This window comes from Streptomyces sp. AC555_RSS877, from assembly GCF_019049245.1.
In the GTDB taxonomy this organism is placed as follows: domain Bacteria; phylum Actinomycetota; class Actinomycetes; order Streptomycetales; family Streptomycetaceae; genus Streptomyces.
Genome location: NZ_JAGMUK010000088.1, coordinates 81030 through 103113, shown reverse-complemented (window position 1 = coordinate 103113; position 22084 = coordinate 81030). Strand labels below are relative to the sequence as shown.

Genomic DNA, 22084 nt, shown 5'->3' with positions numbered 1-22084 from the left:
TCGTAACGAGTGCCACGGCCCTGGCCTGCTGAGCCTGTTGATCGCCGGGCTGGTCCTGGCCCAGCTCGACGTCGGCGAGAAGACCGGTGAGGTCAACCGCTTCCAGCCGCTGCTCGACACTGTCGCCGACCTTGCCGCAACCGTGGTCACCAGCGACGCGCTCCATACGCAACGCGAGCACGCTGCCTACCTCCTGGGCCGCGGGGCCCATTACATCGCGATCGTCAAGGGCAACCAGAAGAGGCTACGCAAGCAGCTGAAGTCCCTTCCCTGGAAGGACATCCGTTCCAGGGCCGCACCCGGGGCATCGGCCACGGCCGCGCGGAGATCCGCCGGATCAAGGTCGCCACGGTGAACAACTTGCTCTTCCCCGGCGCCCGCCAGGCCGTCCAGATCAAGCGCCGCCGCACCGACCGCAAGACCGGCAAGACCACCATCACGACCGTCTACGCGCTCACCAGCCTGACCGCCGAGCAGGCTACCCCCGTCCCACTCGCGAGACTGATCCGCGACCACTGGAAGATCGAGGCCCTGCACCACGTCCGCGAACCACCTTTGCCGAGGACGCCTCCCAGCTGCGGACCGGCAACGCACCCCGCGCGATGGCGACCTGGCGCAACCTCGCCGTCGGCGCCCTCCGGCTGAGCGGTGTCAAGAACATCGCCGCCGGCCTCCGTCGCAACGCACGCGACGCCCACCGACCCCTCGCACTCCTCGGCCTCGTGTGATCACAAAACGGGCGCCGCCCGCCGACTACGCCGAAGCCCTGATCTCGTGGGGGGTACAGTTTTCTGTCTGGATGTCTCGGGCCCAGGATGGAAAACTTCATCTTCTGCGGACACACGCAACGGTGAAAATGTCGGAAGTAAGGTCAGGGTAGGGCCTGTTCGACGGAAGGTCCCCGCCCAACAGGCCGGGTTCGTTTGCCGGCTTCTCCGCTACCTGCGGATGGGGCGAAATCAATTTGGCTTTTTGTGTGCGCTGTTGGCTCATTCTTCAGTCCGCCAGCGCATTTGAGATCGCCGCATTTGAGGGGAATGGGGCCGTGAGACTCCGTCAGACCGTCCGTGCTGGGCCAAGGGATGGCGCATAAATGATCCCTGTATCGGCTCGGGCAGGGTTGGCCGCCGCACGGCTCTCTGATCTAGCCGGCGAGGGCAAGGTTGTGCATCCGGGCGATGCCGAGCATGGCGTGATGGATGCCGTCGCCTTTAAGGCGGCAGTCGCGGAGGATTCCAGGTCTTCATGCGGGCGAAGACGTGCTCAACGCGGGCGCGGACCTGCTTGTGGGACCTGTTGTGTTCCTCTTTCCAGTCCGGGAGTTCTGCCTGGCCACGCTCGCGGCGACAGCGGCCTTGGCCGGACTCCTCCCACGCCTTGCAGTCGTTGCGGTTGCCGGCGAGCGGCCGGCCGACCACGAACGACCAGGCGGGTGTCGGCGTCGATGACGACCTGGTGGTTGGGGCGGCAAGACGCTCACGATCGCCGACGGCGGCTACCCGGGCACCGGACTCGTCATCCCACGCACGCGCTGAACCGCCTCTTTTGCGCGCGCCCCGTCCCTCACTCAAGCCCGGGCCGCCGCACGGGCTCACGTGCATCAACTGCTACAGCAAGGTGGCTGCGAGGCGGCTTTGCCGGCGAGTGGGAGGCCATCGATCCCGACCTCGCCTGCCACGTCGGCACGACGCTGACTGCGGCCGGCTCACCGTGTGCCCGGAGCCAGCGACCTGGGCAAGGAAGTCGCACCTGAAACAGGCCCAGGGGGCCATTCCCGTAGCAGGTGCCGCCGTCGCGGCCGGCAACAGCTTCCCTGCGGCGCCGTCACCGCCCTCCTTGTCGTATGTGAGGTGGAGTATCGCTCGTGCGTTGGTGACAGACGGGCTGTATCCACAACTGGCGGATGCGTTCCCAGCACTTGCTACCGAGATAGCTGAACTGCTGCGTGCTGAGGGCGAACCGCTGGGACGTGTCCGGCCGATCATGTGGCAGAGGCAGAGGCAGAGGCAGAGGCAGAGGCAGAGGCAGAGGCAGAGGCAGAGGCAGAGGCAGAGGCAGAGGCAGAGGCAGATGGAGACGGCGGCCTTGCCTGTTTGCTGAGGGGTTACAGAGGCGCCACCTCCACCCTGCCTGTGAACCGGCCACCCACTTGATCGGCGAGCCAGTGGACGCGGGCGATCTGGTCGCCGTTCCGGTTCCGGACGTGTACGTGGATGGTGTGGTCCTGCGACGGCTCGTCCTGATAGAGGTCCCGGGAGTTCACTGTCAGCGTGAGGTACGCGTACTTCTGCGAGATCGCCTCCAGTCCCGCTTCGGGAACCGCAGGCCATGCGTGCAGATCCCACCGAACAGCCGCGGGATCTGGCCCCAGAGCGGCGATGAAGGGCTCAGCTCGGTCCAGCGAACGACCCCAGTCGAACACTTGGATCGGCAGGCAGTCCGCAGGGTTGTCGCCGCCCTCCGACGAACCGCGCTCCTCGCCGGCCGACGCCCACCATTCGAGGTCGGGCAGTACGTGACGTACTTGCGCCAGGACATCCGGCGACCTGATCACGGCTTCGAAGTCGACCTCTCCCTGACCGAGGTCTGCCATGCCCAGCAAGGTACGCACCGCACGTATGGCTTCGGGCAGGTCGGTGGTGGTGAGGACAGCAGCCGCAGCAGAGTTACTCATTTCGGAACCATAAGACGGCACTCACAGACCGGTCCGAGCGGGTTCTGACCTGCCTCGCATTTGTCAGGACCGGAGCCATATGGCAAGCGACGCGGCGGTGACGGTGCCAAGGAAGAGGTAACCGCGCTCGTCGTACCGCCTGGCCACCGCTTGGGACTGCTTGAGTCGGTTGATCGCCCGTTCCACGGTCTTGCGTTTCTTGTACCGCTCCTCGTCGAAGCCGGATGGCCGCCCGCCGGATGAGCCTTTGCGCAGGCGGGCGGCCTGACTGTCGGGCTTCTCCGGGATCGTGTGCCGGATGCCCCGACGCCGCAGAGACTCGTAGCACGGGCCGTTGCTGTATCCCTTGTCGGCGGCGAGGCTGTCGGGCTTCGTGCGAGGCCGTCCCGAACCGACCCGCAGATCTTTGCCAGCACCGTCTGGAACTGGGTGCAGTGCACCCGCTGCCCCGGCGTGATGACCAAGGACAGCGGGCGACAACGGCCGTCGGCGCTCAGGTGGAGTTTGCTGGTGAACCCGCCCCGCGAGCGGCCCAGTCCCTCACCTCCTGCACCACCTCCGCCAGCCGGGCGAGCAGGCTTTGCCACGGTGTTTCGCCCTGATGTTCTGCCGCTTCGGCCCCCTTTGACGCGGGCGCCGGCGGCGGGTCGGACCGGGCACCGGCCGCGTGCTGATGGGCTCGCACGATGGTGGAGCCCACCGCGCTGTCCCAGTCGGTTTCACCAGCGGCGTCGGCTGCGGCCTGGACCTGCCGCAGCAGGCGTTCCCTCGTGCCGTCGGCCGACCACAGCCGATGGCGCTCATAGACCGTCTTCCACGGGCCGAACCGCTCGGGCAGATCCCGCCACTGCCCGCCGGTCCGCACCCAGTGGAGAATCCCGTCGATCACCGGCCGGTGATCCCGCCACCGGCCACAACGTCCATTGCTCACCGGCAGGAACGGCCGCAGCCGTTCCCACTCCGCCGCTGTCAGACCACCCCGCGTCATGCTCAGGACAACGATCCGAACATGGACCAGTCACGTGGTCGATCGGGTTCTATTCGACCCGGACTTCGGTGTTCTGGCATGCGTGCAGCAGCCACCTCCCGTCATCCTGCTTGGTCATGACGTAGAGCGGAGCGCCTTCCGTGTCGCCCTCTGGCGAGTGGTAGACCTGCCGAACCTTGACGGCCGCCACGTCGGGCCGCAGGAATTGCGTGTGCACTGCCTCGTAAGTGATTTCACCGTCCCAGCTGGCTGCGGGCAGCACGGCGCGGGTGAACTCCGCGATCGCATCGAAGCCGATCAGGACCTTGCCGTGGCCGGTCGTCCAGAGGGCGTCGGGGTGGAAGAGTGCGAGGAACCCCTCGACGTCTTTGGCGCGCTGAGCGCGCTCGACAGTGGTGACGACCTGTTCGATGGCCTTGATATCTGCGGTTTCAGTATCCATGCAGATCACTCTGGAACCTCAAGTCAACTTGAGGTCAAGGTCCAGCCGCGAGACCGCGCAGACAGGTCCTAGCCGAAGGGGTCGCTGACCGGCCCTACTGCGGCCCGTGCACATGTACCGCAACTTGCATCAACCTGCTGACCGCGCCACCCGTTTCGTCGGGTTCTTCGATGATCCAACTCGAACGCGGTGGCCTGGACATCATCCGGCTGAGCTTGGATACCTCCCGGACCCCTATCACCGACATTGAAGTTCTGGACGGACGCGATTCCGGCTCAAGCGCCCGGCGATCTGGTTGATTACCATCTTTCGCTGTCCGCTGGACACCCGAGCGGCCCGGGGCTGATCACATGATGGCCTCGAGCGGTGCCCCGAATGTGATCGCCCGTGTGGGGATCCGGGGACGTGAACACGGCCTCCGTCTGATCTCGAGCTCCGATCCTGTGATGTGCCGGGTTGGTGTCAGTGGGTTGGTGTCAGTGACGGTATGTCAGGCCGGGTGTCTTCGCTGGTCGGACGTTGAGTAAGAGCGTGGTCGCTGCCGTGGGGGCGTTTGCTGTAGTAGTACGGCTGTCATGGGGCGGTACACCCCGCTCCGCTCCACTGTCTAGAGAACGGCACTTCTGATCCTTCCGGTGACGGCACGGCGGCCGGTGTCGGTTTTGCGGGGGCGGAAGCGGCCTGTTCCGCCGACGAGGCTGACGGCTGCGCGGGTCCGGCCCGGTTGGCCCGGAGTCCCCGCCGCAGCCTGCCCGGGCCGATGGGGTTTTCCAAAAGCCGCAGACACCGTGGACGATTTGCGCGAGGCCCGCAGCTACACCGCCAAGCGGTGCCAGAACCTGTCTCGTAGCTGCTCTGAGGCGCCTGCCATGATCGCCATCATGGACATACACATCGCACCAGCCGGGGTGGCCGACTTCCACCGGGTCCTGACTGATCACACCCGATACTGGGGCGGACGCGATCTCCGGTCCCTGCACCTTCTGGCACTGGTGCAGGAGTTCGGTTCCACCTGCTTGGTTGCCCGTGCCGAGGACGGAATCCGTGGGTACATCTTCGGGTTCGTCACCCCAGACGGCACCGGGTACGTGCATCTGATCGCCACACGGGACGACGTCCGTGGCACCGGTCTCGGGCGTCGTCTGTATTCGGCGTTCGCTGAAGCAGCAGAACGTCATGGTGCACAGCAGTTGAAGGCGATCACGTCAATCGAGAACACCGGCTCGATCGCCTTCCATCGCAGCCTGGGTTTCGATGCGAAGACCGTCGACGACTACAACGGCCCTGGCCTGGCTATGGCCGTCTTCCACCGAGATCTGCCGCTCAACATCTCGTGGCCCTGACCAACCTTCTGTCGCTGGCAATTGCTCCCCAGCCAGGCCGGGGGGTCCAGCGGTGGCCGGCCACCGAAGTTCGACCCAGAGGACTACATGGCCCGGCACGTGATCGAGTGCGGCGTCAATCGCCCTCAAGAGACATCGAGCTGTGGCCACCAGGTACGACGAAATCGTGGTCCGCTACGAGGCTACCGTCCTCGCTGCCGCCATCAACGAGTGGTTGTGACGTACTGGTCCGACGACAGCTCGAATACCCGTACGCGCCGACCGCAGGTGGGATTGACGGTCTCGCGGGCCAGATGCATCCCCAGTTTGGTCATGATCCGTTCTGAGGCGTCGTTGCCCACTTGAGTGATGCTGACGATCCGCTCCAGCCCTCGCTCATCGAACCCGAACCGTACAGCGGCCGCAGCGGCCTCGGTGGCCAAGCCCTGCCCCCAGTGGGAACGTCCCAGCCGCCAGCCGACTTCAACCGCCAGCAGTACCTCCGGCAAGAAGTTGGGCACCGAAAGGCCGGTGAACCCGGCCAGTTCGCCAGTGGACCGGATCTCCACGGCGAACAGGCCGAAGCCCTGTGACTCCCACTCGCTCTCCCACGCCTGGACCCCGTCGCGAGTCTGCTGTGCGTCACGGACGCTGCCGTCACGGATCCACCGCATGACCTCGGGGTCGGCATTGATGGCAGCCATGGGCGCAACGTCTTCCTCGCGCCAGCGACGCAAGATTAAACGTGAAGTCTCAAGGGTGACCATCCCATCATTCTGGATCGCACAGGGGCTCTCCGTCATCATCACCAGGCATTTTCGATCCACGCCCCAAGCTGAGGAGAAGAGGGCGGGATGGGCGGCGCGGGCGCAGCCGGGGATCGGGCACGCTCGCCGGCTGCGCGTGGGCCGAGGCCGACGCGCCCGGCCGCCGTCAGTGCGGCGGCGCCGTCATATGGGGACGTCGCCGGGGGAGAGGTCGGGGCGGGCGCGGTGGCAGCGTGCGGGATGTCGCCGCCTGTCGGAGGTGTCGCGAGCGACGTCGACACCGACTTCACCCACCCGAAAACCCTCCAGGTGACCATGCTGGTCCGGCTGTGGTCGGGCCAGGGCCATTCTTCTACGCCACCCGCGCTCGTCCCGGACGCCAGGAAAGGAAGGGGGGTGTGTGCGGCGCGGGCGAGGGGATCAGGGCGCCCCTCTGCCGTCTCGCGCGCGATGGCGGAGCCGCGCGCTGCCGGGCCCAGACATCACCCGGTCAGCGCAGAATGGCCGCCGGAGGGCGGGGCACTGGCACCGTCATCCCCGAGTCGGCTGCTGCGCCCCGCCTTGTCTGCCCGTTCCTCGCCTGTCCTGCCTGTGGTCCCCGGCTCACCGCCGACCGCCGCGGCTCCGACGCCCGACGCCGATCCACGCCCCGAGGGCGCCGAGGAGCCACAGGGCGACCGGCCGCTCGCGCCGCCGCATTTCGAGAGGCGGATGGCCCAGTCATTGGGCCTAGCGGCGCAAGGTGGTCTCCCGTTCCAGATGCGCCAGCTTCTCGGGATTGCGGACGGCGTAGAGCCCGGTGATGAGGCCGTCGTCGATGCGGATCGCCAAGATGGTGTCGATCTGGGCGCCCAGGCGGACGATCAGCGCCGGGTCGCCGTTGACCTGTGTCGGCTGCAGCGACATCGCGGCGGCGACCCTGCCCAGCACCTGGGCCACCTGGTCGGCTCCCACGACGGGCGCGAGGGCGGCCTGCACGACTCCGCCGCCGTCGGTCAGCAGGACGACGTCCGGCGCGAGGATGTCGAGCAGGCGTTGCAGGTCGCCCGTTTCAACCGCGCGCTGGAACGCCTTGACGGTGCGTCGGGTCTCAGCAGGGGAAGTGACCCCGCGCGGTCGGCGCGCGGTGACGTGGGCCCGTGCCCGGTGGGCGATCTGGCGGACGGCGGCCGGGCTCTTGTCGACGGCTTCGGCGATCTCGTCGTACCCGAGGTCGAATACGTCGCGCAGGACGAACACCGCCCGTTCGGTCGGGGTCAGCGTCTCCAGCACCAGCAGCATTGCCATGGAGACGCTGTCGGCCAGGTCGACGTCCTCGGCCAGGTCGGGTGCGGTGAGCAGCGGCTCGGGCAGCCAGGGGCCGACGTAGGTCTCCTTGCGCCGGCTGAGCGTGCGCAGATGGCTCAGCGCTTGACGGGTGGTGATCCGGACCAGGTACGCGCGCTGGTCCCGCACGGTGTCGGGATCGACGCCCGCCCACCGTAACCAGGTCTCCTGCAGGACGTCCTCGGCGTCGGCGGCCGAGCCGAGCATCTCGTAGGCGACGGTGAACAGCAGGTTGCGGTGGGCGACGAACGCCTGCGTGGCGCTGTCCATGCGGTCGCCACGAGCTACCGGCTCGGAGGTGTCCCTTGTCCAGTCGCTCGTGGTTCGGTCGTCCATCGTCGGCTCCTGCCCGTTCGCTGTCGACTGTGCCGTACACCAGACGCCGGCCCCCACCGCTTTGTGACACGCGCGGCCAGTGACGCACGCCACATCACCGCGCCGTCACAAGGCCCGAGCGGTCGGCATCTTGTGTTCGTCCAGTGCAGCGGCACGCAACACCACAAGTGAGGACGGCGTCATGGAACCCCGTTTCAACCTGTTCGACAGCCCGACCGCCGCGAAGGTCGCCAAGCGGTTCTACAACACCTCGTTGGCCCTGAAGGGGTCGACGCTGCCGAAGACCCTGCGTGAACTGGTGGAGTTGCGGGTCGGCCAGATCAACGGCTGCGGTTTCTGCGTCGACGTCCACACCAAGGAGGCCGCAGCCGCCGGTGAGACCGCGCTCCGGCTCAACCTGGTCGCCGCCTGGCAGCACAGCACCGTGTTCACCGAGGCCGAGCGCGCCGCACTGGCGCTCGCCGAGGAAGGCACCCGGCTCGGCGACCACGGCGTGTCCGACGAGACCTGGGCCGAGGTGCGCAAGCACTACGACGACGACCAGGTCGGCGCGCTGGTCTGCCTGATCGCCCTGATCAACGCGGCCACCCGGATGAACGTGATCGTGCACAACCCGGGAGGCTCCTACGAGCCCGGCATGTTCGCCAGTACGTCGAGCTGACCGCCAGGCCAAACCTGGCCCGCCCCAGGACCCGTTCCCTCCGGGCCGGACCGTGCATGACACAGACGACAAGGCTTCGCACCGTCGCATTCTTACGAAAGGAATCGTCAGATGACCTACCAGGTGGTGGCCATCTTCAAGCTGGACCCGGCCAACGTGACCGAGGAGGTGCGCCGAGCCGAGAGCACCGCGGCGGCGCTGCGCGAACAGAGCGGCTTCATCTCGTTCGACGTGATGAAGGCTGATGAGGAGACGGTCGTCGTGACCCAGCACTGGACCTCACAGCACACCTTCCTCGACGGCATGAACAAGATGCGTGAAGCGGCCGGGCAACTGCCCCCGCCCATCGTCAACACCCGGGAGACCTATAGCGGCGAGGTCGCGGTCAGCGTGCACTGACCCCGATCGTCATCGTCTCCACGAACCCGGAATCCACCTTGCAGGGTGCGCGTGCTCCCTACTGGCCATGGAGAGAAGTGATCGGGACTGCTGCATGATCGGGCGGCGTACTAGCCGAGACCATACGCGGCGGGCTCGCTATCACGCGGTGAAGTCCCGGGCCGGCGTCCCGTTGCGCCCAGCGTTCCTGGCAGCAGTGACCGATCCAGCACTGACCAACCGGCTCCGGGTGATCGGCCGAGCCGGGGCGGGCACCGACAGTCGACCTGGCCGCTGTCGCCCACCGCGGCGTCACCATCACCCACACCCAAGCTCGGCCGCAGCGGCGTGCTCCTCACCTACGAGGGCCACGGCCACGGCAGCGTCACCAGCGGCCCATGTATGGAGGACGCCGTGGACAGCTACCTCACCGACCTGACAGTCCCATCACGGGGCACCAGCTGCCCCGCCGTGCCGTCCTGACAACTCGCCGATCCGGATCCGCCTGGAAGGCGGATCCGGTAGGAAGACGATCGTGACGCGCAGACAAGTTACCGACGACCAGTGGAAGCTGATCGAGCCGTTCCTGCCGATTGGCGAGTACGGTCCGTACCCGGAGCGGCTGCGGGATCAGTTCCAGGGAGTGATCGGGCGGTTCAGGACAGGCGGCTTATTCGCATCGTTGTTGACGTGTTCCGTGCTTTTGCAGGCAAGTTGGCCGCAAGCAGGCACCCCAGCCCGAAAAGCGGGCAAGGTCAGGAGTGCGCGGTCCGGAACGCGAGATACTGGCTGAAGGCTTCGTGGCTGTCGGGGGTGAAGCGCCACTCCAGCAGGGCCGACCGCAGCTCCGGCCCCGTCAGCCAGCCATGCCAGGCGACCTCATCAGGATCGGCGGCCACGGCGTCCGGCACCACGGCTTCGTGCACGCCGAGCCAGTGAGGGCTCAAACCGCTGCGGTTGAGGAACGTGAACAGCAAGCGCGGCCGCACACGAATGCCCAGCTCTTCGGCCAGTTCCCGCGCGGCGGCCTCTTCATAGGACTCACCGACATCCACGGCGCCACCGACCACGACCTCGTAGAGCCCGGGGAAGCGCGACAGCTGCTCCGACCGCCGGTGAAGGAGGAACCGCCCACGCTCATCACGACACAACGTCACGGCGACCCGGTGCAGCCAACCCTCCCTGATGGCCTGTCGGCGGCTGACCACCACCCCCAGCACACGATCTTGATCGTCGACACGCTCCACCAGTTCGTCCACGTCGCACACTCTGGCAGCTCCCAGTGACAACGCCGCTTCTCGGAGCCCCGTGGAGGCCGACCCAGGAGAACCTGCACCGGGAGGCCGGACGCGTATGACGACCAGTTGTCGTGCAAATGCGACACCTATCGTGCTCAGGCTCAAGTCAGCGGGGCAGTCGGGCCGTCCACTCTGGATACGCCGCAGAGACGTAGCGCATGGCGGTCTGTTCGGTGGTGCCGAAGAGCCTCATGAAAAGAACCTGGTCGACGAGGCCGCCGCCCGCGCGTCCGTGAGCGAGGCGGTCGGCGACGGACTCCCCACCGCACTCGTGGGAGGCTCACCCATGCCAAAAACGGTTTCCACCGCCACCACCAGTACCGACTCCACTGTCCGAATGTGGAATCTCGTCACCGGCGCAGAGGTACGTACCCTGGCCGGCCACACTGGGCTGAACGCTTCCTCAACGGCGAGCTCACTTTCACCGAACAGCGGCTTGAACGAAACCCGCCGATTCCTCTCCCACCTCGGGCAGAACACCTCATGCATGCCGGACCACGAAGCCTTAGCCTGGTTCGCCAGCTACGAGGCCCACCGCAACGCCGCTTGGGCGGCATTTCCCGACGCCGAGCCTGTCCTCAGGAAACTCGCACCGGACTACCGCCTCGGGATCGTCTCCAGCTCATCCGACGACCACCAGCGCGACAAACTCCACGCCATCGGCCTGCTGCCCCTACTTCGACAACGCGCTCATCTGCTCCGACCAGCACGGCGCCGCCAAGCCCGCACCGAGCATCTTCCTCGCGGGCTGCACGGCGCTCGGCCTCCCACCCCGCGAAGTGGCCTACGTCGGAGACAAGTACACGCTCGACGCCGTGCGGGCCCACGACGCGGGGCTGCACGCCTACTGGCTCGACCGGGCGAACAGCAACTCCGGCAACGCGGCCAACGGCAGTATCCGCGTCATCCGCTCCCTCCGCGAACTCCCAGACGCCCTCACCCGTTGAACCCCACCGGCACCTTGCCGACCACAGCGACACCTCGCCGACCATCGCCCCGCTGGGACGTCCCAGCAGGGCCTTCTCATAGTCACCTCATCGGCACGTTCAATGCCGCACTCATCGGTATTTTCAGCGCCGCCTAGTAACACATGGGAACGGCTGCGCGACCGACCGGACGCATGGCAGCAACGAGCACGAGGTGCTGGTCCCGACGACATGGGGGCACGTACGTCGTCCGAGTCCTGGGCGACACTGTCCGAGTGATTGTCGAACGCGCGTATGCCCATCTCTCCTCGTACGACGAGGACGCCTGGCCCTGGTCCGTGCCTTGCGTCCGGCAGCTGCTCAACGAAGGGCTGCGCTTCACCGCGCCGGTGACCTTTCTGGTCGGTGAGAACGGCTCGGGGAAGTCCACCCTGGTCGAGGCGCTGGCGGAGGGGTTCGGTCTGGACTCCTATGGCGGCTCCCACGACTGGCGCTACGCCTCCCCGCGTGGCAAGTCGGTGCTCGGCGAGCGGATGAAATTCGACGCGGCCTCGCGCGGGCGCCGTATGGTCACCAGCTGGTCGGCCCGCAAGGGCTTCTTCCTGAGGGCCGAGACCGCGGTGGACGCCCTGGACAGGGAGGGGTTCTCGCCGGACTCGGTCAGCCATGGCGAGGGCTTTCTCGCGGCATTCCGCGGCAAGTTCCTCCACGCCGGGCTCTATGTTCTCGACGAGCCGGAGGCGGCGCTCTCCTTCTCGTCGTGCCTGGAACTGATCGGGCACATCGACCGGTTGGCCAAGGAGGGCGGCCAGGTCATCTGTGCCACGCATTCACCCTTGCTGACTGCCCTGCCAGGCGCGGACATCCTCGAGGTCGGCGAACACGGCATACGGAGGGTCGCCTGGCGGGAGCTCGGCATCGTGGATCACTGGCGCCGCTATCTCGCCGACCCGCACGCCTATCTGCGGCACATCGTCGAACCGTAGGGCGGTCTCCCCTCAACTGTCACGGGGGGCAACGTACCCGTCAGGCGAGACCCGGCCGGAGTTCTTGCCCGCCCCGGAGACCTGCACCGGGCTCCGCGCGACGATCGGCACGTGGCCCACGAGAGCGCCCGGGCGGGCTTCACCTGGCCGGGTACACGGCGGGCCGGTGGCTAGAGCCTGTCTCCTTGAACGGTTGGTCCTTGGGGTGATCGGCCTCCCTCTGAAGGCCGGCAACGGCGCTCATGGAAACCTGTCGGCATGGATGCGTTCACAGCCAGGCTGGACGGCGCATGGGCGTGGTGGTCCGCGGCCATCGAGGAGTCGCAGGAGGGGCGCTGGGTTCGCGATGCCGTGGAACGGCAGGTGATTGCGGACATCAGGGCTGCCACCAATGCCCTGCACAGCGGTCGACTGGCGCCATTCACAGAGGACTCGTGGCACGTACGTATCGGGCGGATCTCTAACTGGGCCGGTGTGCTCCGGCTGGCCGCCCGGGCAGGCGGGTGGGAACTCCGCTCCGTCGTCGGACACAGACCGACGCGCCCCGCGGGCATGGCCGAGCTGCTGTCCGGGATCTATGCGATCGGCGAGCAGGGCGAGATGTGGATGAAACAGCTTCGCATGGGCCGACTGCCACGAGAAGATGAGGTTTCCCAGGCCGAGAGCTTCCTGACCGGGCCAGGCACCGTCGAGGATCTTGAGCTGTTCTTCTACGACTGAGGGCCCTCTCTTCGGGGTCGGCAGCGTCGCGTCCAGATGAGGATGGCGGCGAGATGGAGCGCGGCCTGGTAGGCGATGGGGAGCTTGTCCGTTCGCATGGCCAGGCCGCGCCACTGCTTGGGCGGTTGCTGCATCGTTCGACAGCGTTGCGCTGCTTGTATGCCTCGGCATCGAAGCCGGACGGGCGGCCTCCGGCGGAACCGCGCCGCAGGCGGTTTTCGACCTGGTTGACGGGCCGCGGAATGACGGCCCGGATGCCGCGACGGCGGAGATGGCCACTGATCGCACGAGGAGTAGGCGCGGTCCGCGAGGACGGTCTCGGGGCGGGTTCTTGGTCTGCCGGGCCTGCTTTGCGGCGCCCGGATCCTGGCCATGACCGTCTCGAAGGCAGGAGCGTCACCTGTCTGGCCTGCTGTGACGTGGAGGGCCAGGGGCCGTGCCCTGCTGTCGCTGGCCAGGTGCCTTCGTGCTCAGGCCGCCGCGAGAGCGTCCGAGGGCGTGATCGACAGGTTCGGATCGGACCGGCGCCCCCTTTTCCTGGCTCCGGCGGCGTGCTGGTGGGCCCGGATGATGGTGGAGTCGACCGACACGGTCCAGCCAATGTCGTCGACGGCATCCGCTGCCGCCAGAACGGTGGCGAGGATCTTCTCCCACGTGCCGTCGACGGCCCATCTGATCAGCCGATGGTGAGCGGTCTGGAACGAGCCGAGCTCTTCGGGAAGGTCCCGCCAGGGCGAGCTGGTGCGGTACTTCCACGCGATGGCCTCGAGCGTGCGGCGGTGATCGGCCCACCGGCGTCCGCGGACCGGATCGGCCGGCATCAGCGGCTCGATCCGGTCCCACATCGCATCAGTGATCACTACCAACCCTCACACTCGTCGACCTGACATAGAAGAAGCCCCCGCCCGGACCTCCAGAGCGGGGGCTTTCTGTTGCGCCTACGCGCCGGCCGTCTCGGCCACGCTCGGCGGTTCCGGCAGCCGTGGGTTGAACAATCGCTGCGCGGGTTGGCGGCTAGGACGTCGTCGAGCGGTGGGAGGCACCGGGAGGGTCCAGCCGATGTGTGCACGCTTCGGTTACCGCCTGGGCGGCGTTGAGGGCGCGTTCGCCGCCGGCCTCTCGGTGGCCGGGGCAGTCGGCGAGCAGGGCGGACGCCGCCATGCCTGGATGCCTTCGGGCGCGGCCGGGTGACGTTCGAGCCCCACCGCCGACAGCTCGGCGGCCAGTGCCTCGTCGGAGACGACATGGCAGTCGAACTTGGCGGTCTCTTCCCGAATCAGTTTCTCGCCGCGCCAGGTCCGGTAGGTCATCGCCCAGCGGATCAGGTCCTCGCCCACGACGTCCGCCCGCGCGAGGGTGTCGTAGCGGTGCCGTCCCAGCGTGCCCCCGGGGATCACAGACGGCGGGACGGCGGTCGCTGTCTGGGGGTGCTGCGACTCCGTGATCAGCAGGCCGCCGGGGCGGAGCGCGGCGGCCCACCTGCGCCAGAGCCGGATACGCTGCTCCGGCGGGAAGTGCATGATCATGTTGAACAGCACCACGGCGTCCAGCGGTAGGTCCACTTCGGCTGTCAGCGCGTCCTCGGGCAGTACGGTCACCGTGTGGGCGGCGGCCGGTATGCGGGACAGCCGCGTCACCAGGGCGGTGCGCATGATGCGCGTCGGCTCGATCGCGAAGATCTCACCGTCCGGCCCGAGCAACTCCAGGAGGGTCTCCGTGAAGACCCCTGTGCCAGGGCCGATCTCGGCAATCGCGCGGGATCCGGACACCAGCCGCCTCAGGGCGTCCGTGAGCGAGGCCCGCACCGCCGCGGGGAAAATCACGTCGTAGTAGGGGCCGTTAACGGCATAGCCGAGCCCTTGCTCGGCGCGGTCGGCCTCACTCGTGGTGGTCTTCGCCATCTGTGTCCTTTCTCCAACTGTCGGCCGTGCGTCCGTCGCACCCACGGGCAGTGGCCGGAGCCACGCGGCACCCGCACCTGTGTGGCGACCGCGACGAGCAACCCCGCAAGGTGCGCGGGGCCGCTCGTGGGCCGTCATCGTCCGGCGTGCACGGGGACCGCGGCAGTGGGGTCCGGGCGTCGGACGAGTTTCGCGATCAGGCCGTGGCGGGGTGCCAGACACCAGGTGAGGGCGAACAGGGCGGTGAGGACCACGACCACGGAGCCGCCCGCGGCCAGGTCGTAGGTGTACGAGACGTACAGGCCCGCCACGCTGCCGGTGCAGCCGATGAGGGAGGCCAGCAGAGTCATCGCCCACAGGCGTTCGGTGAGCATGCGGGCGGTGGCGGCGGGTGTGATGAGAAGGGCGAGGACGAGGATGTTGCCGACCGCCTCCAGTGACATCACGATCGTCGTGGTGACGAGCACGTAAAGGACCAGGTCGAGGCGGAACACCGGCAGCCCGGCGGCGCGTGCCGCCTCCCGGTCCAGGCTGACGGCGACCAGTTCCTTGCCGATCGCCAGCACGACGAGGATCAGGACGGTCCCGATGGCGGCCACGGTCCACACGTCCGCCGCGCTGACCGCGAGGACCTGACCGAAGAGGAAGGAGGACAGGTCGGTCGTCCAGCTGTCGCGCGTGGAGACCAGGACGATGCCGAGGCCGAAGGCGAAGGCGAAGAAGACGCCGATGACGGTGTCCTCCTTGAGCCGCCTGTTCTGGGAGACGAATGCGATCAGCACGGCCGTGGTGATGCCGGCCGCGGCGCCGCCGAGCAGGAGGTTGCCCTCGAAGGCGTAGGCGAGCGCGACACCGGGGAAGGCAGAGTGGGCCACCGCGTCGCCGATGAACGCCATGCCGCGCAGCACTACGTACACGCCCACCACTCCGCACACCAGGCCGATGACCGCGGCGACGGCGAACGCCCTCTGCATGAAGGGCAGTTGCCAGGGGTCCGCGAGGAACTCGATCACGCTGCGGCTCCGATCGCGCGGTCCAAGCCGAACGCCCGCAGCATCTGGTCGGGGTCGGCGAGGAGTTCGGGGCCACCCTCGGCGACGACCGTGCGGTTGATCAGCGCCACCCGGTGGCAGGTACGGGCGGCGGCCGCCAGGTCGTGGGTGGTCATCAGCAGCGCTCTGCCTTCGGCGGCCAGCCGGCCGAACAACTCGTTCAACAGGTCCTGGGTGGGGACGTCGACTCCGGTGAACGGCTCGTCGAGGAGCAGGATGCGCGGGCCGGCGGCCAGCGCGCGGGCCATCAGGACCCGCTGCCTCTGGCCACCGGACAGCTCACCGACGGGCCGCCGACGCAGGTCCCCGAGTCCGGTCAGCTCCAGCGCCTCGTCCACCGCCGCCCGGTCCGCCGCGCCCGGCCGGCGCAGCCAGCCCATCTGCCGGGTGCGGCCGGTGAGGACCGCGCCCGCGATGTCGATGGGGAAGTCCCAGGCGAACTCGTGCCGTTGGGGTACGTAGCCGATGCGCTGCCCGGCCCGCCGCCCACTGCGTCCTTCGACGGTCACCTCGCCTGCGGCCAGTGGCACGAGCCCGAGGGCGGCGCGCAGGAGGGTCGTCTTTCCGGCGCCGTTCGGGCCGATGAGGCCGACCAGTTCACCTGCGTCGACGGTCAGGTCGGCTTTCTCCAGGGCTGTCCTGCCGCCGAGGAGGACGGTCGCGCCCGTGACCCGCAGCAGCGGTCCCGCGCCCTCGGTCAGGCTGTCAGCCATGTACGGTCCTCCTGCGTCGGGCGGCCAGGAAGGACGCGGCGCCCACGGCGGTGAGTGCTGCGGCGGCCGATCCCAGGAGTACGGCCTGACCGGCGCCGGTGGAGGCCATCGTGCCGTCGGTGTCGTCCGTCGAAGAGCCGCCCGTGGAGTTGGAGTCGGACGCGGAACCTGCCGTGTCCGAGGACGAGGATCCAGACGTCCCCGGCGTCCGTGACGTCCCGGAGTTTCCCTTGCCGGAGCCGTCGCCAGGCGTCACCGTGCCGAGGTCGGTGTCGCCGATCACGAACGTCACCGTCTCGGTGTCGGAGACCTTCGTGCCGTTTGCGAGCGTGCCGCTCATCTTGAAGGTGAGCCGGTACGTCCCTTCCTTGGTAAACGCCCATCCGCCGTGCGCGTGGGTGTTCTGTGCGACGTCGAAGGCGTCCGGCACCCCGTCCTTGCTGTTGAACAGGACGTTGGCGCCCGACATCGCGTCGTACGTGTAGAGGGCGTAGGCCCCCGGACCGTCGACCTTGGTGAGTGAGAACTCCACGCCTCCCTCGGTCGCCCCGGCCTTGATGTTGTCCGTCGACCAGCCGGGCCACAGCAGTCCCTCCTGCTGGACCTGGTCGAGCAGCCACACCGGGTCGCCGCCCTGGCCGAGGAACGCGAAGTCGTCGTTGTCCGGCAGCGTGTTCTTGGCCGCGGGTTTGACGTGCAGGACCACGGAGGAGGGCTCACGCCAGGTGGTCTTCCCCGAGACCGTGCCGTCCTTGAGGTGGATCTGCAGCTTGTCGTCGACGATGCGGGCGGCGAAGTCGACGTGGCCCTCATCGAGGACCTTCCTCTCGGACACGACGTCGGTGGCAGCCGTGGTGGCGGCCAGAGCGGTGCGCCGTTCGGCTGCGGCCGCCTCCGTCACAGCTTTCCCTGCCGCCGTCGGGGTCTGCGCCTTCTCGGGGGTTTCCTGGGTGGGGGTCTCCTCGGCGACCGGTTCCTCGGTGGCTGTGTCGTTCCCGTCCGTCGTGTCCCCGACCACCACCGTGTACACGGTCCCGACGGACAACTCCCGCCCGTCAGCCGCCTTGGCCTCTGCGGAGAAGATGACCTGGTAGGTGCCGTCTTGGGTGAACTCCCAGCGCGTCTCGCCTGCTTGGCCCGCCGGGAGCGTGTGCTCGTCCGGCAGGTTGTCCGCGCTGTCGAACAGCAGCGCGTCCTCGGCGGTGTCGCCTTCCTCCGCGTCCTCGGCCGAGTACACCTTCAGATCACCCGGGCCGTCGAGCCCGGTCAGCGACCACCGCACGGTGTCCCCAGCCACCGCGCCCTCGGGTACGCCGGTGGTGTCCCACCCGGGCGCCGATGCGTCCGGTACGCCCGCCCTGCCGAGCTCAATCACATGGGCGCCGTCCGCCGGATCCAGGGTCAACGCCCCGTCCACGTAGGCGATCCGGCCAAGTCCGGGCCCTGCTGCCGTACCGTCGTCCGCGACGGCGACCCCACCCCCTGTCAGGGTGGCTGCGAGTACCACCGCCACGGCGACCCGTTGAACCTTCCGCAAGCCCCTCATCGGGCGTCCTCCCCCAGGCACTTGGCGAGCTCGGTCGCGTTGTGCCGCATCATCGATACGTAGTCGTCAACCTTGTCGTCGAACGAGTCGCCGTAGATCGTGCAGATCCCGACCCCCTCGTCCTCCGCGACCCGGCGCAGCACGTCGGCGCGCGCCGCGAGGTTCGGCTCCAGGAACACGGACGGGACCTGCTTGTCCCGGATGGTGTTGCCGAGATCCTCGACCTCGGCCGCGCTCGGCTCCTGGTTCGGTACGGGCACCACGAAGCCCGCGATCTCCATGCCATACGCCTTCGCGAGGTAGCCGAAGGCGTCGTGCGTGGTGATCAGCTTGCGATTCTGCTCCGGTACCGTCGCGAGCTTCTTCGCGACCTCCTCGTCGAGAGCCCCGAGCGTCTTCAGATAAGCGGCGGCGTTCTTCTCGTATGTCGCCTTCCCTGCCGGGTCCGCCTTGATCAGCTCGGTCTCGATCCGCCGGACGTACGCCTCGGCGTTGGCGACGTCCGCCCATGCGTGCGGATCCATGTCGCCGTGCACGTGCTTGCCGATGACAGCCTGCGGCAGCACCCACAGCGGGTCGCCCGCCTTGCCGAGGAAGGAATACGGCTCCTCCTTCGGTATCGCCGCCTTGGCCCGGTCGGGCACGTTGAGCACCACGTCGTCGGCCGCGAGGCGCGCCGGCTCGCCGCTCTTGTCGTCGTCGGCGCGGACGTATACCTTCCCGGTCTCGGCGTTGAGCGCGACGTCGGCGTGCCCGCCGTCGAGGACGGTGGCTCCCTCGGGCGCCTCGGCGTCGCCGACGGTGAAGGTGAAGGTGCCGCTGCCGATCTCCGCGGTCTTCCCGTCGAGTGTCTCGGTCTGTCCCTGGACGGTCAGGCGGTAGGTACCGGGCTTGCTGAACGCCCAGTTGACGTGGGTGTGCGCCTCGGGCGGCAGGGTGAAGGAGTCGGCGTCGTCGAGGCCGTCAGCGGAGTCGACGTACACCTTGGGCTTGCCGAGTGTGTCGGTGAGATAGACACGCAGCTCGCCGGGCCCCTCCAGCTTCGTGGCGGTCGTACGGACCTGGGAACCGTCTCCCGCCACCTCGCCCTCGACGGCCCAGCCGAGCCAGAGCACGTCGAGCCCGAGGTCCTCCTCCAGCTTCATGACCGTGCCGCCGTACTCCTCCAGCTTCTCGGCGATCTCGATCTTCGGGGCGGACTTCCGGGCGTTGGTGTGGACCATCTTCATGATCCCGGGCTCTTCGAGCAGCAGGCCGTTGCTGAACACGATGTCGGCCTTGGCGACCTCGGCCGCGTCGCCGGGGCTCGGCTCGTAGGAGTGCGGGTCGCCGTGGTGCGGCACGATCGAGGTGACCGCGACGCGGTCACCTCCGACCTGCTCGACGAGGTCGGCGATGACCGCGGTGGTCGTCGACACCGTCAATTCGGCATCGGACGAACCGGCTTGAAGCCCGCTGCACCCGGACAGTAACGCGCTCGCCGCGATCAGCGCGACGGTGGTGATGGTGCGTCTGGGGTGGCCCCGCATGGGGCTCCTCCTTCTCTCGAACACGACAATGCCGCGTACGACGGACCGGGTCGCTGCCAGGCGCCGGTCCGCCGTACGCGGTGCTTCCACTGGGCGGGACGGCGACGTCGTACGAACAGCACCGCGCCGCCACCCATGAGCACAGCGGCCACAGCGACGCCGGCGATCGTGCCGACCTGCACACCCGTGGAGGCAAGCCCGCCGGACACCGAAGTGCCACTGCTACCTCCGCCGCCCGTCGACGAACCTCCGCCGGTACCGGACGAGCCGTCGCCAGGGTCTGTCGCCGGGGCCGAGGCGCTCGGAGAGTCGGACGCGGTCGCCGACGGGGACGCGGTCGTGGTCGGCGTCGCGGAGTCCGACTCCGAGTGGGTGGCCGTTGGCGTCGCCGTCGGTTCGTCCCCTTCACCCGGCGTCACGGTCGACGGATCCGTGTCGTCCCCGACCACCCAGGCGATGGTCTCCGTGTCGCTGACCTTCGTGCCGTCGGCGAGCGTCGCGCTGACGGTGAAGGTGGTGCGGTAGACACCCTCGGCGCCGAACACCCAGTCGAAGTGGCTGTGCGTGCCGGCACCGAGGGTGTGGCTGTCGGGCAGCCCGTCACCGCTGTTGAGCGAGACGACCGGGTCGCCCATCGCGCCGTTGTGGAACATCGCGATGTTTCCGGGGCCCTGCACGGAGTCCAGCCGGAAGGAGACGCGGTCGTCGAGGTCCGCCTTGGCGAACTCCGTGGTGTTCCAGCCCGGCCACACGATGCCGGCGTTCTGCTGCAGCGGCACCCACCACACCGCGTCGCCCGGGGCTCCGAGGAATTCGTACCCCTCCGGGATCTTCCGCTTGGCGGCGGGCCGTACCTGCAGGACGACCTCGCCCGGCTCGTACCACTTGTGGTTGAGCTCAGTGCCTTCCTTGACCTGGAACTCCAGGTCGCCGTCTGCCGGGCGGGCCGCCAGGTCGACGTGGCCCTCGGCGATGACATGCGCGGCCGGGGCGGAGGGTGACGGGCTCGCGCTCGCCGAGCCGGTCGGCGAATCCGTCGGGGAAGCCGGGGGAGTGGAGCCGTCACCGGGCAGGACGGTCGACGGGTCGACGTCGTCGCCGACAACCACGGCGAGGGTCTCGGTGTCCGAGGAACCGCCGATCGTCACGGTGAAGGTGAGCCGGTGGACGCCCTCTGCGGTGAACTGCCAGATGGGCAGCAGCCGTTCCTCGTCGCCAGGCAGCGTGAAGCTGCGCTGAACGGACTCGACGCTGCCGAGATACGGGATCGCCGGAGCGTCCTCGTTGTCCATCTCGCGGGTGTACATGGCCAGGCCGAAGTCCCCAGGACCTTCGTACCCGGACAGTGTGACCTCGGTGCTGCCTCCTGCCGCGGAGCCGTTCCAGCCCGGCTCCGGCGCGAAGATGTTCTCCGCCTCCCAGCCGCCCAGCTGCCAGGAGTCCATGGTGGTCGTGCCGAGCGCCGTGGCCACCGGGTCCGGGGTGTACTGCAGGGAGGACGCCGGAGCGTGCAGCACCACCTGGGACGGCTCGCGCACGACCCTCGCGTCGCCACTGCGGTCGTCGATCTGCAACTGGAGCTTTCCGTCGGCCAGTCGGGGCGTGAAGTCGAGCTCACCCTCGTCCAGGACGACGACACCGCCGGCGGCGCGGGCGTTCCCGCTGCCACCGGCGGCGGCCAGCCCTGCCGCGCCCACGAGCACCGCGGTCGCCGCGGCCAGGGCTGCGGCGGTGAAGGCGCGTCTGTCGCGCGTCAGGGCCCGCATCACGAGCTGACGACGACGGTGTAGGTCTCGGTGGCGGACGACTCGAGAGCACCGTTCACCGTGCCGGAGACCCTGAACTTCAGTTCATAGGTCCCGGCCTCTTCGAAGGCCCAGTTGGCGTGGTTGTGGGTGGCAACGGCGAAGGTCCGGGACTTGAAGCTGGTGGTGGCGGTGTTGCTGTCGAACCAGCGGCTTCCGCTGCCCGCGTAGATGCTGAAGTCTTCGGTGACCGCGCCGTTGCGGGTGGCGCTGACCAGGGTGTACGTGACGTTGTTGTTGGCGAGGATTCCGGTGGTGAGGTGCTCGGTGGAGATGCCCGGGAAGAGCACCCCAGCCGCGTCGGCCTCGGCCTCGGTGTCGGGCAGCAGCCAGATCTGGCTGCCGGAACCGAGGAAGCCGTAGCCCGGGTTGGTGACCTTCGCGGCTGCCGGTACCGACAAGGTCACGTCGGCGGGCTCGTACTCCGTGTCGGCCTCCTCGTCGTGGACGTGGAGGTGCAGGTCGGCGCCGTCCCACTCGGCGTCGAGGACGTCGACGTGGCCGCTGCTCAGGGTGGTGGCGGCGAAGGCGGAGGTGTTGAGACCGGCCGTGGCGAGCGCGGCGGCGGCGATGCCGGTGACGGTCAGCAGGCGTCTGCGGGTACGCAAGAGAAACCCCCATGGGTCATGTTCATGCCCCCTCGGGCACAACAAAAGACGATAATCGTTTTCATAAACGATTGGCAATGCGATTGCGGTGATGTCCGGGGGCGTG

21 protein-coding genes and 4 pseudogenes are annotated in these 22084 nt (G+C 68.2%); 10 read left to right on the top strand and 15 right to left on the bottom strand.

The genetic code is table 11. The features are described from left to right. The first annotated feature begins 37 nt into the window (after positions 1-37). Both KUM49_RS48975 and KUM49_RS48970 read left to right on the top strand, forming a co-directional pair. Positions 38-355, top strand: a complete 318-nt coding sequence (locus KUM49_RS48975; RefSeq protein ID WP_254402241.1) for a transposase — start codon at positions 38-40, stop codon at positions 353-355. Then, positions 352-645 (top strand): hypothetical protein, encoded by a 294-nt coding sequence (locus KUM49_RS48970; RefSeq protein ID WP_254402240.1) that lies wholly within the window; start codon positions 352-354, stop codon positions 643-645. Before KUM49_RS48975 ends, KUM49_RS48970 begins: the two co-directional genes overlap by 4 nt. Before the next feature lie 499 nt (positions 646-1144). Here the strand turns inward: KUM49_RS48970 and KUM49_RS34800 are convergent. From KUM49_RS34800 to KUM49_RS34785, 4 genes and pseudogenes are all read right to left on the bottom strand, one after another. Continuing rightward, positions 1145-1470: pseudogene (locus KUM49_RS34800) on the bottom strand (transposase); the annotation flags it as partial. A 634-nt stretch (positions 1471-2104) separates the two neighbouring features. Continuing rightward, complete coding sequence (locus KUM49_RS34795) at positions 2105-2674, bottom strand: hypothetical protein (protein ID WP_217240951.1); 570 nt, start codon at positions 2672-2674, stop codon at positions 2105-2107. A gap of 63 nt (positions 2675-2737) precedes the next feature. Then, positions 2738-3662 (bottom strand): annotated as a pseudogene (locus tag KUM49_RS34790) (IS5 family transposase). 49 nt (positions 3663-3711) lie between these two features. After that, on the bottom strand, positions 3712-4104 hold the full coding sequence (locus tag KUM49_RS34785; protein WP_151484518.1) for an SgcJ/EcaC family oxidoreductase: 393 nt from the start codon (positions 4102-4104) through the stop codon (positions 3712-3714). Between the two features lie 869 nt (positions 4105-4973). Here KUM49_RS34785 and KUM49_RS34780 point away from each other — a divergent pair. Continuing rightward, complete coding sequence (locus KUM49_RS34780; protein ID WP_217240950.1) at positions 4974-5447, top strand: GNAT family N-acetyltransferase; 474 nt, start codon at positions 4974-4976, stop codon at positions 5445-5447. A 203-nt stretch (positions 5448-5650) separates the two neighbouring features. Here the strand turns inward: KUM49_RS34780 and KUM49_RS34775 are convergent, their stop codons facing one another. Together KUM49_RS34775 and KUM49_RS34770 are read right to left on the bottom strand one after the other, a co-directional pair. Then, positions 5651-6193 (bottom strand): GNAT family N-acetyltransferase, encoded by a 543-nt coding sequence (locus tag KUM49_RS34775; protein WP_217240949.1) that lies wholly within the window; start codon positions 6191-6193, stop codon positions 5651-5653. Positions 6194-6922: 729 nt separating this feature from the next. Next, a complete protein-coding gene (locus tag KUM49_RS34770) occupies positions 6923-7855 on the bottom strand; it encodes an RNA polymerase sigma-70 factor (protein ID WP_217240948.1) in 933 nt (310 codons plus the stop codon). Between the two features lie 181 nt (positions 7856-8036). Here KUM49_RS34770 and KUM49_RS34765 point away from each other — a divergent pair, with 181 nt between their 5' ends. The 4 genes and pseudogenes from KUM49_RS34765 to KUM49_RS50405 all read left to right on the top strand — a co-directional run. Further along, positions 8037-8516 (top strand): carboxymuconolactone decarboxylase family protein, encoded by a 480-nt coding sequence (locus tag KUM49_RS34765; RefSeq protein WP_217240947.1) that lies wholly within the window; start codon positions 8037-8039, stop codon positions 8514-8516. A gap of 111 nt (positions 8517-8627) precedes the next feature. Continuing rightward, entirely contained in the window at positions 8628-8915 is a 288-nt protein-coding gene (locus KUM49_RS34760) for an antibiotic biosynthesis monooxygenase (RefSeq protein WP_217240946.1), read from the top strand. Between the two features lie 327 nt (positions 8916-9242). Continuing rightward, the gene (locus tag KUM49_RS34755) at positions 9243-9377 is read left to right on the top strand and encodes an alpha/beta hydrolase (RefSeq protein WP_374200236.1); all 135 of its coding nucleotides are present in this window, start codon (positions 9243-9245) and stop codon (positions 9375-9377) included. Between the two features lie 52 nt (positions 9378-9429). Next, positions 9430-9564: pseudogene (locus tag KUM49_RS50405) on the top strand (transposase); the annotation flags it as partial. Positions 9565-9649: 85 nt separating this feature from the next. On the opposite strand, the gene KUM49_RS34745 reads toward KUM49_RS50405, so the two are convergent. Beyond that, a complete protein-coding gene (locus KUM49_RS34745) occupies positions 9650-10162 on the bottom strand; it encodes an NUDIX domain-containing protein (RefSeq protein ID WP_217240945.1) in 513 nt (170 codons plus the stop codon). A 602-nt stretch (positions 10163-10764) separates the two neighbouring features. Between KUM49_RS34745 and KUM49_RS34740 the strand changes: the two genes are divergently transcribed. From KUM49_RS34740 to KUM49_RS34730, 3 genes are all read left to right on the top strand, one after another. Continuing rightward, positions 10765-11139 (top strand): HAD family hydrolase, encoded by a 375-nt coding sequence (locus KUM49_RS34740; protein WP_217240972.1) that lies wholly within the window; start codon positions 10765-10767, stop codon positions 11137-11139. Positions 11140-11393: 254 nt separating this feature from the next. Further along, the gene (locus KUM49_RS34735) at positions 11394-12104 is read left to right on the top strand and encodes an AAA family ATPase (protein WP_217240944.1); all 711 of its coding nucleotides are present in this window, start codon (positions 11394-11396) and stop codon (positions 12102-12104) included. A 258-nt stretch (positions 12105-12362) separates the two neighbouring features. Further along, positions 12363-12824 (top strand): hypothetical protein, encoded by a 462-nt coding sequence (locus KUM49_RS34730; protein WP_217240943.1) that lies wholly within the window; start codon positions 12363-12365, stop codon positions 12822-12824. Here KUM49_RS34730 and KUM49_RS34725 read toward each other — a convergent pair. The 8 genes and pseudogenes from KUM49_RS34725 to KUM49_RS34690 all read right to left on the bottom strand — a co-directional run bounded on the left by KUM49_RS34725 (position 12815) and on the right by KUM49_RS34690 (position 21978). Further along, positions 12815-13690 (bottom strand): annotated as a pseudogene (locus KUM49_RS34725) (IS5 family transposase). The gene KUM49_RS34730 and the pseudogene KUM49_RS34725 overlap by 10 nt on opposite strands. 210 nt (positions 13691-13900) lie before the next feature. Beyond that, positions 13901-14725: a class I SAM-dependent methyltransferase gene (locus KUM49_RS34720; RefSeq protein WP_217240942.1), complete on the bottom strand. Its 825-nt coding sequence runs from the start codon at positions 14723-14725 to the stop codon at positions 13901-13903. A 134-nt stretch (positions 14726-14859) separates the two neighbouring features. Further along, positions 14860-15738 (bottom strand): anchored repeat-type ABC transporter permease subunit, encoded by an 879-nt coding sequence (locus KUM49_RS34715; protein WP_308406900.1) that lies wholly within the window; start codon positions 15736-15738, stop codon positions 14860-14862. Next, positions 15735-16490 carry an anchored repeat-type ABC transporter ATP-binding subunit gene (locus KUM49_RS34710; protein WP_217240941.1) on the bottom strand — a complete coding sequence of 252 codons (756 nt, stop codon included), beginning with the start codon at positions 16488-16490 and terminating at the stop codon, positions 15735-15737. Before KUM49_RS34710 ends, KUM49_RS34715 begins: the two co-directional genes overlap by 4 nt. Then, positions 16483-18027 carry a TIGR03773 family transporter-associated surface protein gene (locus tag KUM49_RS34705; RefSeq protein WP_217240940.1) on the bottom strand — a complete coding sequence of 515 codons (1545 nt, stop codon included), beginning with the start codon at positions 18025-18027 and terminating at the stop codon, positions 16483-16485. Before KUM49_RS34705 ends, KUM49_RS34710 begins: the two co-directional genes overlap by 8 nt. Before the next feature lie 5 nt (positions 18028-18032). Next, complete coding sequence (locus KUM49_RS34700; RefSeq protein WP_217240939.1) at positions 18033-19565, bottom strand: anchored repeat ABC transporter, substrate-binding protein; 1533 nt, start codon at positions 19563-19565, stop codon at positions 18033-18035. After that, positions 19523-21331, bottom strand: a complete 1809-nt coding sequence (locus tag KUM49_RS34695) for a choice-of-anchor M domain-containing protein (protein WP_217240938.1) — start codon at positions 21329-21331, stop codon at positions 19523-19525. Before KUM49_RS34695 ends, KUM49_RS34700 begins: the two co-directional genes overlap by 43 nt. Beyond that, the gene (locus tag KUM49_RS34690) at positions 21331-21978 is read right to left on the bottom strand and encodes a choice-of-anchor M domain-containing protein (protein ID WP_217240937.1); all 648 of its coding nucleotides are present in this window, start codon (positions 21976-21978) and stop codon (positions 21331-21333) included. Before KUM49_RS34690 ends, KUM49_RS34695 begins: the two co-directional genes overlap by 1 nt. Positions 21979-22084: the final 106 nt, after the last annotated feature.

Excerpts from the sequence above, each read along its gene's own strand:
- KUM49_RS34710 (WP_217240941.1), bottom strand. The coding sequence starts at position 16,490 with ATGGCTGACAGCCTGACCGAGGGCGCGGGACCGCTGCTGCGGGTCACG.
- KUM49_RS34775 (WP_217240949.1), bottom strand. The coding sequence starts at position 6,193 with ATGGTCACCCTTGAGACTTCACGTTTAATCTTGCGTCGCTGGCGCGAG.
- KUM49_RS34795 (WP_217240951.1), bottom strand. The coding sequence starts at position 2,674 with ATGAGTAACTCTGCTGCGGCTGCTGTCCTCACCACCACCGACCTGCCC.
- KUM49_RS34730 (WP_217240943.1), top strand. The coding sequence starts at position 12,363 with ATGGATGCGTTCACAGCCAGGCTGGACGGCGCATGGGCGTGGTGGTCC.
- KUM49_RS34720 (WP_217240942.1), bottom strand. The coding sequence starts at position 14,725 with ATGGCGAAGACCACCACGAGTGAGGCCGACCGCGCCGAGCAAGGGCTC.
- KUM49_RS34780 (WP_217240950.1), top strand. The coding sequence starts at position 4,974 with ATGATCGCCATCATGGACATACACATCGCACCAGCCGGGGTGGCCGAC.
- KUM49_RS34695 (WP_217240938.1), bottom strand. The coding sequence starts at position 21,331 with ATGCGGGCCCTGACGCGCGACAGACGCGCCTTCACCGCCGCAGCCCTG.
- KUM49_RS34770 (WP_217240948.1), bottom strand. The coding sequence starts at position 7,855 with ATGGACGACCGAACCACGAGCGACTGGACAAGGGACACCTCCGAGCCG.
- KUM49_RS34785 (WP_151484518.1), bottom strand. The coding sequence starts at position 4,104 with ATGGATACTGAAACCGCAGATATCAAGGCCATCGAACAGGTCGTCACC.
- KUM49_RS34760 (WP_217240946.1), top strand. The coding sequence starts at position 8,628 with ATGACCTACCAGGTGGTGGCCATCTTCAAGCTGGACCCGGCCAACGTG.
- KUM49_RS34700 (WP_217240939.1), bottom strand. The coding sequence starts at position 19,565 with ATGCGGGGCCACCCCAGACGCACCATCACCACCGTCGCGCTGATCGCG.
- KUM49_RS34765 (WP_217240947.1), top strand. The coding sequence starts at position 8,037 with ATGGAACCCCGTTTCAACCTGTTCGACAGCCCGACCGCCGCGAAGGTC.